Origin of the sequence: Micromonospora cremea, from assembly GCF_900143515.1 — a bacterium.
Taxonomy (GTDB): domain Bacteria; phylum Actinomycetota; class Actinomycetes; order Mycobacteriales; family Micromonosporaceae; genus Micromonospora; species Micromonospora cremea.
Genome location: NZ_FSQT01000002.1, coordinates 1,734,316 through 1,751,365, shown reverse-complemented (window position 1 = coordinate 1,751,365; position 17,050 = coordinate 1,734,316). Strand labels below are relative to the sequence as shown.

Annotated in this window: 13 protein-coding genes and 1 pseudogene; 10 read left to right on the top strand and 4 right to left on the bottom strand. The window is 71.4% G+C overall.

Annotation, left to right across the window (positions count from 1 at the left end):
- Positions 1-17 precede the first annotated feature (17 nt).
- Positions 18-1,205, bottom strand: coding sequence for an NADH-quinone oxidoreductase subunit D (locus BUS84_RS21565; protein WP_208869713.1), 1,188 nt, complete (start codon positions 1,203-1,205; stop codon positions 18-20).
- Positions 1,202-2,497 (bottom strand): SAM-dependent methyltransferase, encoded by a 1,296-nt coding sequence (locus BUS84_RS21560; RefSeq protein ID WP_425293496.1) that lies wholly within the window; start codon positions 2,495-2,497, stop codon positions 1,202-1,204. The genes BUS84_RS21565 and BUS84_RS21560 overlap by 4 nt, the downstream gene beginning before the upstream one ends.
- Positions 2,498-2,903: 406 nt before the next feature.
- On the opposite strand from BUS84_RS21560, the gene BUS84_RS21555 reads away from it, so the two are divergent.
- The 6 genes and pseudogenes from BUS84_RS21555 to nadC all read left to right on the top strand — a co-directional run bounded on the left by BUS84_RS21555 (position 2,904) and on the right by nadC (position 8,885).
- Positions 2,904-3,884, top strand: a complete 981-nt coding sequence (locus tag BUS84_RS21555; RefSeq protein ID WP_074315097.1) for a Rossmann-like and DUF2520 domain-containing protein — start codon at positions 2,904-2,906, stop codon at positions 3,882-3,884.
- Entirely contained in the window at positions 3,881-4,729 is an 849-nt protein-coding gene (gene panC, locus BUS84_RS21550; protein WP_074315095.1) for a pantoate--beta-alanine ligase, read from the top strand. Before BUS84_RS21555 ends, panC begins: the two co-directional genes overlap by 4 nt.
- Positions 4,730-4,770: 41 nt before the next feature.
- Positions 4,771-5,199 carry an aspartate 1-decarboxylase gene (gene panD / locus BUS84_RS21545; RefSeq protein WP_074315094.1) on the top strand — a complete coding sequence of 143 codons (429 nt, stop codon included), beginning with the start codon at positions 4,771-4,773 and terminating at the stop codon, positions 5,197-5,199.
- 96 nt (positions 5,200-5,295) lie between these two features.
- Positions 5,296-6,191: pseudogene (locus BUS84_RS21540) on the top strand (septum formation family protein).
- Between the two features lie 106 nt (positions 6,192-6,297).
- Positions 6,298-7,992, top strand: coding sequence for an L-aspartate oxidase (locus BUS84_RS21535; RefSeq protein ID WP_074315092.1), 1,695 nt, complete (start codon positions 6,298-6,300; stop codon positions 7,990-7,992).
- The gene (gene nadC, locus BUS84_RS21530) at positions 7,989-8,885 is read left to right on the top strand and encodes a carboxylating nicotinate-nucleotide diphosphorylase (protein WP_074315090.1); all 897 of its coding nucleotides are present in this window, start codon (positions 7,989-7,991) and stop codon (positions 8,883-8,885) included. Before BUS84_RS21535 ends, nadC begins: the two co-directional genes overlap by 4 nt.
- A 19-nt stretch (positions 8,886-8,904) precedes the next feature.
- On the opposite strand, the gene BUS84_RS21525 is transcribed toward nadC, so the two are convergent.
- Complete coding sequence (locus BUS84_RS21525; RefSeq protein ID WP_143728472.1) at positions 8,905-9,996, bottom strand: DUF5919 domain-containing protein; 1,092 nt, start codon at positions 9,994-9,996, stop codon at positions 8,905-8,907.
- 118 nt (positions 9,997-10,114) lie between these two features.
- Here BUS84_RS21525 and BUS84_RS21520 point away from each other — a divergent pair, with 118 nt between their 5' ends.
- The gene (locus tag BUS84_RS21520; RefSeq protein ID WP_074315086.1) at positions 10,115-10,873 is read left to right on the top strand and encodes a type III pantothenate kinase; all 759 of its coding nucleotides are present in this window, start codon (positions 10,115-10,117) and stop codon (positions 10,871-10,873) included.
- A 19-nt stretch (positions 10,874-10,892) separates the two neighbouring features.
- On the opposite strand, the gene BUS84_RS21515 is transcribed toward BUS84_RS21520, so the two are convergent.
- On the bottom strand, positions 10,893-11,636 hold the full coding sequence (locus BUS84_RS21515; RefSeq protein ID WP_074315085.1) for a class I SAM-dependent methyltransferase: 744 nt from the start codon (positions 11,634-11,636) through the stop codon (positions 10,893-10,895).
- An 87-nt stretch (positions 11,637-11,723) separates the two neighbouring features.
- Between BUS84_RS21515 and lysS the strand changes: the two genes are divergently transcribed.
- The 3 genes from lysS (at position 11,724) to BUS84_RS21500 (ending at position 16,739) form a co-directional block, all read left to right on the top strand.
- Positions 11,724-13,232 carry a lysine--tRNA ligase gene (gene lysS / locus BUS84_RS21510; RefSeq protein ID WP_074315083.1) on the top strand — a complete coding sequence of 503 codons (1,509 nt, stop codon included), beginning with the start codon at positions 11,724-11,726 and terminating at the stop codon, positions 13,230-13,232.
- A gap of 111 nt (positions 13,233-13,343) precedes the next feature.
- Positions 13,344-13,688: a histone-like nucleoid-structuring protein Lsr2 gene (locus BUS84_RS21505; RefSeq protein ID WP_074318984.1), complete on the top strand. Its 345-nt coding sequence runs from the start codon at positions 13,344-13,346 to the stop codon at positions 13,686-13,688.
- Positions 13,689-14,207: 519 nt separating this feature from the next.
- Positions 14,208-16,739 (top strand): ATP-dependent Clp protease ATP-binding subunit, encoded by a 2,532-nt coding sequence (locus tag BUS84_RS21500; RefSeq protein ID WP_074315081.1) that lies wholly within the window; start codon positions 14,208-14,210, stop codon positions 16,737-16,739.
- The last annotated feature ends 311 nt before the right edge of the window (positions 16,740-17,050 follow it).

The following is a 17,050-nucleotide window of genomic DNA, read 5'->3' as shown; positions in this document are numbered from 1 at the left end:
GGCCGATTCGCTCGGGGTCACTTGTCGATGTCCCCGACCACGAAGAACATCGAGCCGAGGATGGCGATCAGGTCCGGCACCAGGCAACCGGGGAGCAGGGTGGCCAGTGCCTGCACGTTGGCGTACGACGCGGTGCGCAGCTTCAACCGCCAGGGCGTCTTCTCACCCCGGGACACCAGGTAGTAGCCGTTGATGCCGAGCGGGTTCTCGGTCCAGGCGTAGGTGTGGCCCTCCGGCGCCTTGAGCACCTTGGGCAGGCGGGTGTTGATCGGCCCGGTCAGCCGGTCCACCCGGTCCAGGCACTGCTCGGCGAGGTCCAGCGAGGCGTACACCTGGTCGAGCAGCACCTCGAAGCGGGCGTGGCAGTCTCCGGCGGTGCGGGTGACCACCGGCACGTCCAACTGGTCGTAGGCCAAGTAGGGATCGTCGCGGCGCAGGTCCAGGTCGAGCCCGGAGGCCCGGGCCACCGGCCCGGACGCGCCGAACGCGGCGGCGTCCGCGGCGGAGAGCACCCCCACGCCCACCGTCCGGGCCAGGAAGATCTCGTTGCGCCGGATCAGGTGGTCCAGGTCGGGCAGCCGCCGGCGTACCTCGCCGATCGCCGCGCGGGCCCGGCCGGTCCAGCCGTACGGCACCTCCTCCTTGAGGCCGCCCACCCGGTTGAACATGTAGTGGATCCGGCCGCCGGAGACCTCCTCCATCACCGCCTGGATGGTCTCCCGCTCCCGGAAGGCGTAGAAGACCGGTGTGATCGCGCCGATCTCCAGCGGGTAGGAGCCGAGGAACATCAGGTGGTTGAGCACCCGGTTCAGCTCGGCCAGTGCCATCCGCAGCCAGGTGGCCCGCTCGGGCACCTCCATGCCCATCAGCCGTTCCACCGCGAGCACGACACCCAGCTCGTTGGAGAACGCCGAGAGCCAGTCGTGCCGGTTGGCCAGCACGATGATCTGCCGGTAGTCGCGCACCTCGAAGAGCTTCTCCGCGCCCCGGTGCATGTAGCCGATGATCGGTTCGCAGGCGATCACCCGTTCGCCGTCGAGCACCAGCTTCAGCCGCAGCACGCCGTGGGTGGAAGGGTGCTGCGGGCCAATGTTCAGCACCATGTCGGTGCCGAGCTGCTGATCGCCGGTGCCGGCGACCAGGCCGGCCCCGGTGCCGACGGTCAGTTCACGGAGGTCCCCGGCGTCGGTGGTCATGCCCGTCATCGTGCCACGGCCGGACCGAGCGGGATGCCGACCGGTTGGCGCAGCCACCAGTGCCCGCCGAGCCCCGCCGGGTCGATCAGCTCGGCCACCGCCGACGCGGCGGCCAGCGCCCGCACGTACCCGCCCGGGTCGGTGCCGGCCAGGCTCAGCGGCGGTCGGCCACCGTCGGCCCCGAGCGCCCGCAGCGCCTCCCGCTGGGAGACCAGGGAGTACGCGCACCGGGCGACCGCCGCACCGGCGGAGGCGACCGAGTCCATGGCCACGTGCGCGGTCACGTCAGCCGACCCGTCCGGCACCGGCGGTACCTGTCGCCCTCCCCGGTACCCGGTCAGCGTCCCGTCCACCGGCCGTTCCTCCCGCAGGTGTCCGTAGTCCACGGCCACCGCCATGCCCCGCTCGATCTTCCTCACCGCGTTCGCCCAGGCCTCGTCCCTGCTTCGGCCGATCTCGGCTCGTGTGTGGTTGCTGTGGGGGGTTTCCGGGCAGCCCGGCCGGCTCCGGGCGGTCAGGCTTGATCCCTGCGCCGGCCGGGCTGCCCGGAAACCCGACTCGGTTGCGCCAGTCGCGGCCGTTCCGGCCGCCGCCGGATTCGGGTCACGGTCCGCACGGCGAGGGCTCGTGCGTCTGGTCCACCATGTGGTCAACCAGTCGAGATCATCAGGACTGACCAGCTCACCAATCGTTTCCGCGCCGTTCTCGGCATCGACCAGCACGTATCGCCAGTCGTCCTCGGTGTGCACCGCCACGTCCAGCGGAACGTTGTCCAGCCACTCGGTTGCCAGCAGCACGCCGTTGATCCCAGCAGGGATCTCGGAGACCCACTCGATCTTTTCTGGCAGATGCTCGGGGCGGGGTGCCAGCTCGACTGCCGTGAATCGCACCCGTTCCGCGAGCGACGGACGAACGGCGACGGCCGACGGATCGTCGGGCGACCGACGGGCGGAGGCCGTGGAAGTCAGGGTTTCCGGGGAGCCCGCCCGCGGAGGGATCAAGCCTGACCGCCCGGAGCGGGTGGGCTCCCCGGAAACCCCCACCGCGAACCCGGCGGCGTCTTCGATGGATCGCAGCAGCTCATGCAACAGTTCTCCCCGCCCAGCCCCGACGTCGACCACGTCGAGCCGCGACGGATGGCCCAGGGCGGTGTCCACCTCCGCGATCAGGCGCAGCAGCGCGCCGGCGAACACTGGGGAGGCGTGCACGCTGGTTCGGAAGTGGTCGGCCGGTCCGGTGCCGGAGACGAAAAAGCCGTCCGGCCCGTAGAGGGCCCGGCTCATCGCGTCCCGCCAGGGAATTGACATCAGTTCACTCCACGTTCAGGGTGCGCCACTGTGCCGACCCTACGGTCAGCGGTCATGGGACGACTCGTGATCCCCGCGCTGGTGGTCGTACCGCTGCTGCTGGCCGGCCTCCCGGCGATTGCTCGGGTACCCGGGTGGCCTGCTGGTGGTGCACGACAGCCAAAACATCCCGGACGAGGACGGCGAGGCCGGTACGGACACCAAGGTCAAGTTCCTCGACGCTGGTCTTCTGCACCCCGGCCGCTGACTTGTTGGGAAGGGTCCCTTGTACAACCGGAGGCGTCAACGAGGGGCCGTTCCTTCGGTGGTGAACGTTTTCACACATGCTTGTCCCGGTTCGGCAGGCCGGGCGCATACTTGCGATCGACCGGTACCCCTTCTCGAGGACTGGATCGTCGTCATGAGCGCACCGCTGCGCCCGCGTCCGACGGCCCCGCAGGGGCCCGCCGCACCGCGGGATCGCGCCGTCATCGGCGCCCCGGCTGCCGTCACCTCCCGTCTGCTCACCGTTGGCGTCATCGGTGCCGGCCGGGTCGGTGCCGTGCTGGGCGCCGCACTCGCCGCCGCTGGCCATCGGGTGGTCGCCGTCGCGGGCGGCTCCGGAGCCAGCCGCGCACGGCTCGCCCTGCTGCTGCCCGAGGTGCCCCGCCGCCCGGTCGCCGCGGTCGCCCACGCCGCCGCCGACCTGCTGCTGATCGCGGTGCCGGACGACGCGCTGGCCGGTGTGGTCGCCGACCTCGCCGACCGGGGCGCGCTGCGCCCGGGCCAGGTGGTCGCGCACACCTCCGGCGCGCACGGGCTGGCCGTACTGGCACCGGCTGCCGCGGTGGGCGCTCGGCCGCTCGCCCTGCATCCGGCCATGACCTTCACCGGTACGCCGGACGACCTGACCCGGCTGGCCGGCATCTCGTACGGGGTGACGGCACCGGCGGAGCTGCGCCCACTGGCCGCCCGGCTGGTCGCCGATCTCGGCGGCGTGCCCGAGTGGGTGGGCGAGGCCGACCGCCCGCTGTACCACGCCGCTCTGGCGCACGGCGCGAACCACCTGGTGACCCTCGTGAACGAGGCGACCGACCGGCTGCGGGACGCCGGGGTGGCCCGGCCGGAGAAGGTGCTGGCCCCGCTGCTGCGGGCCGCCCTGGAGAACGCGTTGCGGCTCGGCGACGACGCGCTGACCGGCCCGGTCTCGCGCGGTGACGCGGGCACGGTCCAGCGGCATCTGGCCCGGTTGGCCGCGACCGCCCCGGAGTCCGTTCCCGCCTACCTGGCGCTGGCCCGGCGTACCGCCGACCGGGCGATCGCCGCCGGCCGGCTGCGGCCGGTGGACGCGCAGTCGCTGCTCGGTGTGCTCGCCGACACGAGCCGGGAGGTGGCCGCGTGACGCAGCTCGTACACACCCGCGCCGACCTGGCCGAGGCGCGCGCCGGGCTGAAGGGCACGGTCGGTGTGGTGATGACCATGGGTGCCCTGCACTCCGGGCACGAGACGCTGCTGCGCGCGGCGCGGGACCGTGCCGACCATGTGCTGGTGACGATCTTCGTGAACCCGTTGCAGTTCGGGCCGAACGAGGACTTCGACCGCTACCCGCGGACCCTGGACGCGGACCTGGAGGTGTGCCGTCGGGCCGGCGCTGACCTGGTCTTCGCCCCGTCGGTGGCCGAGATGTACCCGGACGGTCAGCCCCGGGTGCGGCTCGACCCGGGCCCGCTCGGCGGGGAGTTGGAGGGAGCGAGCCGCCCCGGCTTCTTCCACGGGGTGCTCACCGTGGTCCTGAAGCTGTTCCAGCTCACCAAGCCTGACCTGGCGTTCTTCGGTGAGAAGGACTACCAGCAGCTCACCCTGGTCCGGCGGATGACCCGGGACCTGGACGTGCCCGTCGAGGTGGTCGGCGTGCCGACCGTCCGGGAGCCGGACGGGTTGGCGCTGTCCAGCCGCAACCGCTACCTGAGCGAGCCCGAGCGGGCCGCCGCGCTGAGCCTGTCCGCCGCGCTGCGGGCCGGTGTCCAGGCCGCCGACGCCGGCCTGGACGCGGGGGCGGTGCTGACCGCCGCGCACGCCGCGTTCGGCGCCGGTACGCCGGGCGCCCGGCTCGACTACCTGGTGCTCACCGATCCCGAACTGGAGCCGGGGCCGGTGTCCGGGCCGGCGCGGTTGGTGATCGCCGCGTGGGTGGGCGCAACGCGGTTGATCGACAACGCGGCGATCCACCTCGCTCCCCGCCCCTGACCCGGCCGCACCCTCCACCACTTTCGCGAAAGGCCATCCCGATGCTGCGGACCATGCTCAAGTCGAAGATCCACCGGGCCACGGTGACCCAGGCCGACCTGCACTACGTCGGTTCGGTGACGGTGGACGAGGATCTGCTCGACGCCGCCGACCTGCTCCCCGGCGAGCAGGTGGCGATCGTGGACATCACCAACGGTGCCCGGCTGGAGACGTACGTCATTCCGGGCGAGCGGGGCAGCGGCGTGATCGGCATCAACGGCGCGGCCGCGCACCTGGTGCACCCCGGTGACCTGGTCATCCTGATCTCGTACGGGCAGATGGACGACGCCGAGGCCCGGTCGTACCGGCCGCGGGTGGTGCACGTGGACGCCGACAACCGGGTGGTCGAGCTGGGCACCGATCCGGCTGCGGCGGCTCCCGGCACGGCCGGCGACCCGGTGCCCAGCCCCCTGGCCGTGGCCAGCGCCTGATCCCGCGCCCGACGATTCCGGTCTGTCACCGAAAGGTCATGTCCGGTTACCCTTGGCACGCCGTCGGAAGCTGGTCGGTGGCTGGGGGAGGCCGCGATGCGCCGTGCGATGACGACCCTGCTCGCCGCTGCGGTCACGGCAGTTCTGCTGGTCGGCTGCGCCGGGTCCGGCGGCCTGGACGATGATCTGACCGACGACTGGGCGGCGCTGCCGCCGGCGGCGGCGTTCACCCCGGTCGCCGGGGTGTGTCAGGCCGCCGACTTCACCGACGTGGTGACCCTGGCCAGCTGCCAGCCGATGGACTGGCCGGCCCGCACCGGGTGGAGACCGTGCACGTGGGCGCTTTCCCGGTCGAGCGGGCCACCGCCCCGAGCGGCGGCTCGGCGGAGCTGCGTGGCGCGTTCGCCGAGTGCGACACCCGGGCCACCGGGTACGTGGGCGACGACTGGCGGGCCGGCCGGCTGCGGCTGTCGGCGGCGCTGCCGTCGGCGCCGGGCTGGGCGGCCGGGTCCCGCTGGTACCGGTGCGACCTCGGCGAGCTGACCACGGTGGAGGCGGCGGCCACGGTGGTGGTCCGGTCCGGCAGCCTGCGGGACGCGTTGAAGGAGCCCTCCGGGCTGCGGTTGGGCTGTCAACAGACCCGCGGCGGGGCGGGCCGGGGCGTGCAGACGCTGGTCCCGGTGGAGTGCGCTGCCCGGCACGACGCCGAGTTCGTCGGGGTGTGGCGGGCGCCGGACCGGCCGTACCCGACCCGGGACGCCGACTGGGCGCCGCTCTACACCGGCTGCCGCAGCGTCCTGGGCAGGTATGTCGGGGTTCCGGACGACGCCGAGCTCCGGTTCCGCAGCGGGGTGGTGGTCCGCCCGCCGGGCGCGGGGCGCTGGAGGGTCGGTGACCGGGGGGTCCGCTGCTACCTGTGGCTCAGCGACCGTACGGTGACCGCCTCGCTGCGGGGCGCGGGCCCGGCGGGGCTGCCGGTCCGGACGAAGTGACACGGCCGCCGGTCCGCGCGGCGCGGTGGGCGCGGGACGGGGTAGCCCATACCACTCGTCCCGCCCCCGCCGCCCCGGAGGAGGACGGTTCGGGTTGACTGGGGGGATGGACCTTCCGACCGTCGACCTGCCGGCCCTGCCCCCGTTGCTGGCCGCGCCCGCTCCCGGCTGGGTGGAGACCACCGACGTGATCGTGGTGGGTTCCGGGGTGGCCGGGTTGACCGCGGCGCTGCACCTGCGCGAGGCGGGCCTGCACGTCACGGTGGTCACCAAGGTCAACATCGATGACGGCTCGACCCGGTGGGCGCAGGGCGGCATCGCGGCGGTGCTCGATCCGCGGGACACTCCGGCGGCGCACGCCTCGGACACCGAGATCGCCGGCGTCGGGCTGTGCGACCCGGCGGCCGTCAAGGTGCTGGTCGAGGAGGGCCCGATCCGGCTGCGGGAGCTGATGCGGATCGGCGCCGAGTTCGACCGCCATCCGGACGGTTCGTTGATGCTGACCCGTGAGGGCGGGCACCGGGCGGACCGGATCGTGCACGCCGGCGGGGACGCCACCGGTGCCGAGGTGCAGCGGGCCCTGCACGCCGCGGTGCGGCGGGACCCGTGGATCCGGTTGGTCGAGCACGCCCTGGTGCTGGACCTGCTGCGGGCACCCGGCGACGGCCCGGACGGGCTCGGCCGGGCCTGCGGGATCACCCTGCACGTGCTCGGCGAGGGCAGCGAGGACGGTGTCGGCGCACTGCTGGCCCGGGCGGTGGTGCTGGCCACCGGCGGGATGGGCCAGATCTTCGCGGCCACCACCAACCCGGCGGTCTCCACCGGGGACGGGGTGGCGCTGGCGATGCGGGCCGGCGCGGCCGTGACCGACGTGGAGTTCGTCCAGTTCCATCCGACCGCCCTGATCACACCGCCCGGTGCCGGTGTGCCCGGCGCCGGGCACGCGCAGCAGCCGCTGGTCTCCGAGGCGCTGCGCGGCGAGGGCGCGCACCTGGTGGACGCGGACGGCAAGCGGTTCATGGTGGGCCAGCACGAGCTGGCCGAGCTGGCCCCCCGGGACGTGGTCGCCAAGGGCATCCACCGGGTGCTGCTCGCCACCGGCGCGGACCATGTCTTCCTCGACGCCCGGCACCTGGGTGGCGAGTTCCTGGCCGGGCGGTTCCCGACCATCGTGGCGTCCTGCCTGGCGATCGGCGTGGACCCGGCCACCGACCTGATCCCGGTCGCCCCGGCCGCGCACTACGCCTCCGGCGGTGTCCGTACCGACCTGTTCGGCCGCACCTCGATCCCCGGCCTGTACGCGTGCGGTGAGGTCGCCTGCACGGGCGTGCACGGCGCTAACCGCCTGGCCAGCAACTCGCTGCTGGAGGGTCTGGTCTTCTCCCGGCGGATCGCCGACGACATCGCGGCGGGCCTGCCCGAGCAGGTCCGACCGGCGGACACCGGCGCGTGGCGCGGTGGTGCGGGCTGGGTGCTGCCGGCCGAGGCGACGCCGGCCCTGCAACGGGCGATGACCCGGGGTGCCGGGGTGCTCCGCTCGGCTGCCACGCTGGCCGAGACGGCCGGGACGTTGACCGAGCTGGGCACCGCCCGAGGTCGGCCGCGGACGGCCGACTGGGAGGCGACGAACCTGCTCACCGTGGCGTCGGCGCTGGTGGCCGCCGCGTACGCGCGCGGCGAGACCCGGGGTTGCCACTGGCGGGAGGACTTCCCGACGGCCGACGAGCGGTGGCTGGGCCACCTGGTCGGGTCGATCGGGGCGCAGGGCGGGTTGACGCAGCAGTGGGAGGAAAGGCCATGACGGAGTCGACGCAGCGGGCGTTGCAGGCGATCGGACTGGACCCGGCGCAGGTGCGACGGGTGATCGAGAACGCGCTGGTCGAGGATCTGGGCCCGGACTTCCTCGACGTGACCAGCGTGGCCACGATCCCGGCGGAGCAGACCGATACCGCCGACCTGGTGGCCCGCGCGGACGGCGTGGTGGCCGGGCTGGCCGTGGCCGCCGCCGTGTTCGAGCTGGTCGGCGAGGTGACCGGGTTCGGCCGTACCGTCGAGGTGTCGCCGGTGGCCCGCGACGGTGAACGGGTGGCCCGCGGCGATGTGCTGGCGACGGTGACCGGGCCGACCCGGCTGCTGCTCACCGCCGAGCGGACGGCGCTGAACCTGCTCTGCCGGATGTCCGGGGTGGCCACCCACACCCGGGCCTGGGCGGACGCGCTGGCCGGCACGAAGGCGATGGTGCTGGACACCCGCAAGACCACGCCGGGCCTGCGGGCGCTGGAGAAGTACGCGGTGCGGGCGGGCGGTGGCACCAACAAGCGGATGGGCCTCTACGACGTGGCCATGATCAAGGACAACCACAAGCTGGCGGCCGGCGGCATCACCGCCGCGTACCGGCGGGTCCGGGAGGCGTTCCCGGAGGTGCCGGTGCAGGTCGAGGTGACCACGGTCGGCGAGGCGGTGGAGGCGGTGGACGCCGGCGCGGACTTCCTGCTCTGCGACAACATGACCCCGGAGACGCTGGCCGAGGCGGTGGCCGCGGTGGGTGACCGGGCGGAGCTGGAGGCGACCGGCGGGCTCACCCTGGAGGTGGCCGCCCGCTACGCCGCCACGGGCGTGGACTTCCTCTCGGTGGGCGCGCTGACCCACTCGTCGCCCATCCTGGACATCGCGATGGACCTGCGCATCGAATAAGGGGATGCCTGGCCGGGCCTCAGACGGTGGTCAGTGAGGTGGCGGCCAGATTGAAGATGACCCTGTTCTCGGTGTCCTGCCGGCCGTCCAGGCCGTACTTGGCCCGGAAGAGCTCCAGCACCCGGTTGTAGATCTCGGGCGCCAGCTCGTCGGCCTCGCCGATGGCGAAGACCTCGCCGGCCGCCTCCGGTCGGTCCAGCACCACGTTCAGCCCGGCCAGGCCGTGCCGGGCCACGTTGCGCACCAGGTCGGTGCCGGCGATGTACCAGTCGCCGTCGGAGCGTACGTAGAGCGCCTCGCAGGTCTCCAGGTCCCGCCCGGCCTGGCGCAGGCAGAGCCGCAGGCTGAGGCAGGCCTCCAGGTCCTCCAGGGGCGCGGTGTCCCACAGCTCGGCGAACCGGTCGTCGACGAACTCGCCCAGGGGGGTGGAGACGAACGCCTCGATCTGCTGGGTGTCGAAGGTGCTGCCCTGCACCGGGAAGAACGAGATGAACGCCTTGCCGTCCCAGCGGTACATCTGCACCGAGGGGGCGGCGCTGTAGACCCGGACCTGGAGCCGGGCCCGGGACGCCTCCGGCAGCTCCTCGCGGAGCCGGGCCAGGTGCCACAGGTTGTTGAGGATGGCCACCGAGGCGTCCCGTCGGCGCAGCTCCTCGCCGCGCAGCCGGACCGCCGGTGAGTCCGGGTCCAGCAGCAGCACCTTGACGGTGGCCCCGTTGGCGAGCGCGGAGCGCAGCGCGGCCACGAACCGGGCCGCGTACGGGCCCTCGAGCATGCTGGTCCAGGTCTCCAGGATGGCCACGATCTCCCGGCACTGGGCGACCCGTTCGATCAGCGCGTCCCGGTCCAACCGGGGATGCTCGATGATGCTGACCGTCTGGAGTTCGCGAAAGAGCGGGTTGAGCACCACATAGGTCAGCAGTGTCATGATCAGCGCGGCGCCGATGTTGAGGTAGAGGTCGCCGGCGAAGCTGCCGGTCTCCCGTCGGGACGCCTGCCACGCCTGCACAATCATCCAGATCGCGCCGCCGGCCAGCGCGACCAGCACCAGCACGTGTCGCCGGCGCCGGCGCAGGGTGTTGCGCCCGCGCACCCACCACGTCCCCGACATGTCCGCTCCCCGTCCGGCCGCGCCGTGGATTGACCTATGCTCATGTCGTGATGGGACCAGGATACGGTCCGCCGGCCGGTCCGCGCCCGCCCGTACGGTCGTTGTCTAGGCTTCGTGCGTGCTGCTCTGCATCGACATCGGAAACACCAACACCGTGCTGGCGACCTTCGACGGCGACAAGCTGGTGCACTCCTGGCGGATCAAGACCGATGCCCGCTCGACGGCGGACGAGCTGGGTCTGATGTTCCGTGGCCTGCTGGCCGGGGACAACGTCGAGATCACCGGCGTGGCCGCCTGCTCCACGGTGCCGGCCGCGCTGCGCTCGCTGCGCACCATGCTCGGTCGCTACTACGCCGATCTGCCGAGCGTGATCGTCGAGCCCGGGGTGCGGACCGGGGTTCAGCTGGCGATCGACAACCCGAAGGAGGTGGGCGCCGACCGGGTGGTGAACACCCTGGCCGCGTACACGCTCTACGGCGGGCCGTCGATCGTGGTGGACTTCGGCACCACCACCAACTTCGACGTGATCAGCGGGCGGGGTGAGTTCCTCGGTGGGGCGTTCGCCCCGGGCATCGAGATCTCCTTCGACGCGCTGGCCGCGAGGGCCGCCCAGCTACGCAAGGTGGAGGCCACCAAGCCCCGCTCGGTGATCGGCAAGAACACCGTGGAGTGCCTCCAGGCCGGCCTGTACTTCGGCTTCGCCGGGCAGGTGGACCGGATCGTCGAGCGGATGACCGAGGAGTTGGGCGAGGTGAAGGCGGTGATCGCCACCGGCGGCCTCGCCTCGCTGGTGATCAACGAGTGCCGCAGCATCACCCACCACGAGCCGATGATCACGCTGATCGGTCTGCGGATGGTCTACGACCGGAACCTGTGACTCCGGGGACCCCGGTGGTTCAGCGCCGTCGGGCGCGGAAGGCCAGCGTCCGGTACGGCAGCTCGAAGGTCTCCCGCCCGGCGAGGTCCGGGTGGCTGGCCAGGAGGTTTCGTGCCTTGCGGTCCACCTCGTCCCGTTCCTCTCCGCTGGCGGTCAGCCAGTAGGAGCGGGTGTGCAGCATGCCGAGCAGCTCCTCCGGGGTGAGCAGCGTCCGGTGCGCGAACTGGGCCACCTCCATCGGCCCGAAGGCTGGGCCGAAGCCGGTGACCTGCTTGAGCAGGTCGGCCGAGTTGTCCCGGATGCCGGCGATCCGGCTCAGCTCGACCACCCAGCTGGCCGCCTGCTCGTCCCGAACGTTCCAGATCGGCGCGAACGTCCCGCCCGGCCGGAGCACCCGGGCGACCTCAGCGTGCGCGCGCTCCTTGTCGAACCAGTGGTAGGCCTGGCCGACCAGCACCGCGTCGGCGCTGCCGTCCGGCAACGGCATCGACTCGGCGTTGCCGGCTAGGGCCGTGACGTCCGGGGTGGCGGCGTCCAGCTGGGCCCGCATGCCGGGGTCGGGCTCCACCGGCCGCACCTGGTGGCCGAGTGCCCGTACGACCCTGGTCAGGATGCCGGTGCCGGCCCCGAGGTCGACGACCTGCGCGCTGTCGCTCAGCCCGTCCAGCGCCCAGCGGACCGCCTCCTGCGGATAGGTAGGGCGAAACCGGTCATAGTCGCTCGCGGCGGCGCCGAAGGAGAGGGCATGAGTGTGATCGGCCATGAGGCGCAGGTTATCCGGTAACGACCCCCGGGACGCTTGAGTACGCTCGGGCCTGACCCCCGTATCTCCGTGACGAGGAAGCGTGCCGTGAGCGAGCAGAACGCCGTGCCAGTGGACCCCGCCGACGACCTTCCCGAGCAGATGAAGGTCCGCCGGGAGAAGCGGGACCGGATGATCGCCGACGGCGTCGAGGCGTACCCCGTCGGATTCCCCCGCACCACCACCCTGTCGGAGGTCCGGGGGCGCTACGCCGACCTGCCCACCGACACCGCCACCGGCGACCAGGTCTCGGTCACCGGCCGGGTGATCTTCGTACGCAACACGGGCAAGCTCTGCTTCGCGACCCTGCGCGACGGCGACGGCACCGAGTTGCAGGCGATGCTCTCGCTGGACCGGGTCGGTCCGGAGCGGCTGGAGGCCTGGAAGCGGCTGGTCGACCTCGGCGACCACGTCGGCGTCACCGGCGAGGTGATCACCAGCCGCCGGGGCGAGCTGTCGGTGCTGGCCGAGCGCTGGGAGATGACCGCCAAGGCGCTGCGGCCGTTGCCGGTGGCGCACAAGCCACTCTCCGAGGAGGCGCGGGTCCGGCAGCGTTACGTCGACCTGATCGTCCGGCCGCAGGCCCGGCAGATGGTCCGTACCCGGGCCGCGGCGGTACGCAGCCTTCGCGATTCGCTGCACGGGCAGGGCTTCATCGAGGTGGAAACTCCGATGCTGCAACTGCTGCACGGCGGTGCGGCGGCCCGACCGTTCGTGACCCACAGCAATGCGTTGAACACCGATCTGTATCTGCGAATCGCTCCGGAACTGTTTCTCAAGCGCGCCGTCGTCGGTGGTGTCGACCGTGTCTTCGAGATCAACCGCAACTTCCGTAATGAGGGTGTCGACTCTTCGCACTCACCGGAGTTCGCGATGCTGGAGACGTACGAGGCGTACGGCGACTACGACACGATGGCCGAGTTGACCCGCAATCTCGTACAACAGGCGGCGGTCGCGGTCAGCGGCTCGACCGTGGTGACCCACGCCGACGGTCGGGAGTTCGACCTGGGTGGTGAGTGGCGCACGGTGACCCTGTTCGGGGTGCTTTCCGAGGCGCTTGGCGAGGAGGTCACGGTCCGCACCGAACGGTCCCGCCTGGTTGAGTACGCGGACAAGGTGGGATTGGCCGTGGACCCGAAGTGGGGCCCGGGCAAGCTGGCCGAGGAACTGTTCGAGGAGCTGGTCGTCCCCGGCCTGGACGCACCCACCTTCGTCCGGGACTACCCGGAGGAGACCAGCCCGCTCACCCGGGCGCACCGCAGCGAGCCGGGGCTGGCCGAGAAGTGGGACCTCTACGTGCTCGGGTTCGAGCTGGGCACCGCGTACTCCGAGCTGGTCGACCCGGTGGTGCAGCGGGAGCGGCTGGTGGCCCAGGCGCAGCTCGGCGCCCGCGGCGACGACGAGGCGATGCGTCTCGACGAGGACTTTCTCCGGGCGATGGAGTACGGAATGCCGCCGGCCGGCGGTATGGGAATGGGAATCGACCGGCTGTTGATGGCCCTGACCGGGCTCGGAATTCGGGAAACGATCCTCTTCCCGTTGGTCCGCCCCGAGTAGTCCGGCTCGGCTCGTGCCGCGTCGATACCGCATCCTATTGACGGGGCGAGCAGCGCGCGGGTTATTGTGCTCTCGTTAGCAGGAGCACCCTGCTCGAAAGGAATGTGGGACGTGGCCAAGCAGATCATTCACAAGCTGGTCGATGACCTGGACGGCGGGGACGCGGACGAGACCGTCAAGTTCGCGCTCGACGGCGTTCAGTACGAGATCGACCTGTCGAGTTCCAACGCCGCGAAATTGCGCGACGTATTCGCTCCCTACGTGGGCGCCGGCACCAAGGTGGGCCGGGGCGGCGTGGTGATCGGTGGACGGGCCGCCCGCGGCCGGGGCGGCGCGACCGCCGACCGGGAGCAGAACAAGGCGATCCGGGAGTGGGCCAAGAAGGCCGGCAAGGACATCTCGGACCGGGGGCGCATCCCGCAGGAGATCGTCGACGAGTACCACGCGAAGCGCTGATCCGTCAGCAGTCTGGTGGCCAGCGGCCGCCGCAGGGCGACACCGACGCCGGGCCGGAGCACTCTCCGGGCCGGCGTCGCCGTATTCCCGTCGGCCGCGAGCCGGGCGCCGGAGGCCGGGCCCAGGGGCCGGGGAAGCATTCCCGCGCGACCGACGTTGTCCACAACCGGTGGAGCAGCTATCCACAGCCTGTGGACAACCCTCCCCCAGGGCCGGGTGCGGCGTTCGTCGCCAGCGCCGGTCCCCCTCCCCGGAGCCTTCCGGAGCCGGGAGAGGGCTTCCGTCGCGCCAGTCGGATTTCGCTCTGCGCGTAGCGACAGGGGTACCGGAACACCTCCTGAGCGCGGACGGTTGTGTAAAACGACGTGGAACCGACCCGTACCCGAGACACACGACCTCAGCTGAGTCGGTCAGCGACGATAGAGTAAGGAGGCACGGACGCCCGTCCCGGACGTTCGTGCACCGGCCCCGCCAAGATCTTGACCATCAAGGCGCACGGCACGTGAGGAGCACGAGGGCATGTTCGAGCGGTTCACCGACCGAGCGCGACGGGTTGTCGTCCTGGCCCAAGAAGAGGCCCGGATGCTCAACCACAACTACATCGGTACGGAACACATCCTGCTGGGCCTGATCCACGAAGGTGAAGGCGTCGCGGCAAAGGCCCTGGAGAGCCTCGGCATCTCCCTGGAGGGCGTCCGCCAGCAGGTCGAGGAGATCATCGGCCAGGGCCAGCAGGCGCCGAGCGGGCACATCCCGTTCACGCCGCGGGCCAAGAAGGTGCTGGAGCTGTCGCTGCGCGAGGCGCTGCAGCTCGGCCACAACTACATCGGCACGGAGCACATCCTGCTCGGTCTGATCCGCGAGGGTGAGGGCGTCGCCGCCCAGGTGCTGGTCAAGCTCGGCGCCGACCTCAACCGGGTCCGCCAGCAGGTGATCCAGCTGCTCTCCGGCTACCAGGGCAAGGAGCCGGCCGCGGCGGGCGCCGCGCCGGGTGAGGCCGCGCCGTCGACCAGCCTGGTGCTGGACCAGTTCGGCCGCAACCTGACCCAGGCCGCCCGTGAGGGCAAGCTCGACCCGGTCATCGGGCGCGAGAAGGAAATCGAGCGGGTCATGCAGGTGCTCTCCCGCCGTACCAAGAACAACCCGGTCCTGATCGGTGAGCCCGGCGTCGGTAAGACCGCCGTGGTGGAGGGCCTGTCCCAGAAGATCATCAAGGGCGAGGTGCCCGAGACGCTCAAGGACAAGCAGCTCTACACGCTCGACCTCGGTGCGCTGGTCGCCGGTTCCCGCTACCGCGGTGACTTCGAGGAGCGCCTCAAGAAGGTGCTCAAGGAGATCCGCACGCGCGGCGACATCATCCTGTTCATCGACGAGATCCACACCCTGGTGGGTGCGGGTGCCGCCGAGGGCGCGATCGACGCGGCGAGCATCCTCAAGCCGATGCTGGCCCGGGGTGAGCTGCAGACCATCGGTGCCACCACGCTCGACGAGTACCGCAAGCACCTGGAGAAGGACGCCGCGCTCGAGCGCCGGTTCCAGCCGATCCAGGTGGGTGAGCCGTCGCTGGCGCACACCATCGAGATCCTCAAGGGCCTGCGCGACCGCTACGAGGCGCACCACCGGGTGAGCATCACCGACGCAGCTCTCGTGGCAGCCGCAACCCTGGCTGACCGGTACATCTCGGACCGCTTCCTGCCGGACAAGGCGATCGACCTGATCGACGAGGCCGGTGCCCGGATGCGGATCCGCCGGATGACCGCGCCGCCAGACCTGCGCGACTTCGACGAGCGCATCGCCCAGGTGCGTCGCGACAAGGAGTCCGCGATCGACGCGCAGGACTTCGAGCGCGCCGCCCAGCTGCGCGACAAGGAGAAGCAGCTCCTCGGCCAGAAGGCGCAGCGGGAGAAGGAGTGGAAGGCCGGTGACCTGGACGTCGTCAGCGAGGTTGACGACGAGCAGATCGCCGAGGTGCTCGGCAACTGGACCGGCATCCCGGTCTACAAGCTGACCGAGGAGGAGACCTCGCGCCTGCTGCGCATGGAGGACGAGCTGCACAAGCGCGTCATCGGCCAGGAGGACGCGGTCAAGGCGGTCTCGAAGGCGATCCGGCGTACCCGGGCCGGCCTGAAGGACCCGAAGCGCCCGTCGGGCTCGTTCATCTTCGCCGGCCCGTCCGGCGTCGGTAAGACCGAGCTGTCCAAGGCGCTCGCCGAGTTCCTCTTCGGCAGCGAGGATGCCCTCATCCAGCTGGACATGTCCGAGTTCCACGACCGCTACACGGTCTCCCGGCTGGTGGGTGCCCCTCCCGGCTACGTCGGCTACGACGAGGGCGGGCAGCTGACCGAGAAGGTGCGGCGTCGGCCGTTCTCGGTGGTTCTCTTCGACGAGATCGAGAAGGCCCACCCGGACGTGTTCAACACGCTGCTCCAGATCCTGGAGGACGGTCGGCTCACCGACGGTCAGGGTCGGATCGTGGACTTCAAGAACACGGTCATCATCCTGACCACCAACCTGGGCACCAGGGACGTCGCCAAGGCGGTGTCGCTCGGCTTCCAGCAGTCGGAGGACTCCGAGTCCACCTACGACCGGATGAAGCAGAAGGTCAACGACGAGCTCAAGCAGCACTTCCGGCCTGAGTTCCTCAACCGGATCGACGACACCATCGTCTTCCACCAGCTGCGCCAGAACGAGATCCTCTCGATCGTGGACATCATGATCCAGCGGATCGAGACGCAGCTGCGCAACAAGGACATGGGTCTGGAGCTGACCGACAACGCCAAGAAGTACCTGGCGCTGAAGGGCTTCGACCCGGTGCTCGGTGCCCGTCCTCTGCGTCGCACGATCCAGCGCGACATCGAGGACAACCTCTCCGAGCGGATCCTGTTCAACGAGCTGACCCCGGGTCAGATCGTTGTGGTGGACTGCGAGGGCGACCCGAACGACATCGACAAGTCCAAGCTCGTGTTCCACGGCGCGGACAAGCCGGTCGAAGTTCCGGACGCGGTCCCGGCCGACCTCGGCGGCACCGCCGCCGCGGGCGCGGACGAGTAGTACGACCAGCAGCAAGGGGCGGGGCCCCGGTGGCGAGAGCCACCGGGGCCCCGCCTTTTCCGCTGTCCGTCAGCCCCGCCACGCGGTTTCGACCCCGGTGGTCGTCGTCCGCCTCTGACCAGGGTCGTTGCGGTGATCGACTCGGTGTCGGCGATGTCGCGGTGTCCTGGCGCCGGTAGGCCCCGATGTCGGCGATATGGAGCCGATCGCCGACTCACGGGCCGGCCCGGCGCCGGGCCTCCGGCAGGGCGGCAGGCAGACGCCTGCGGCCAGCCTCGCCCTCGAGGCGGGCGGACGGCGGGGGCGCACCA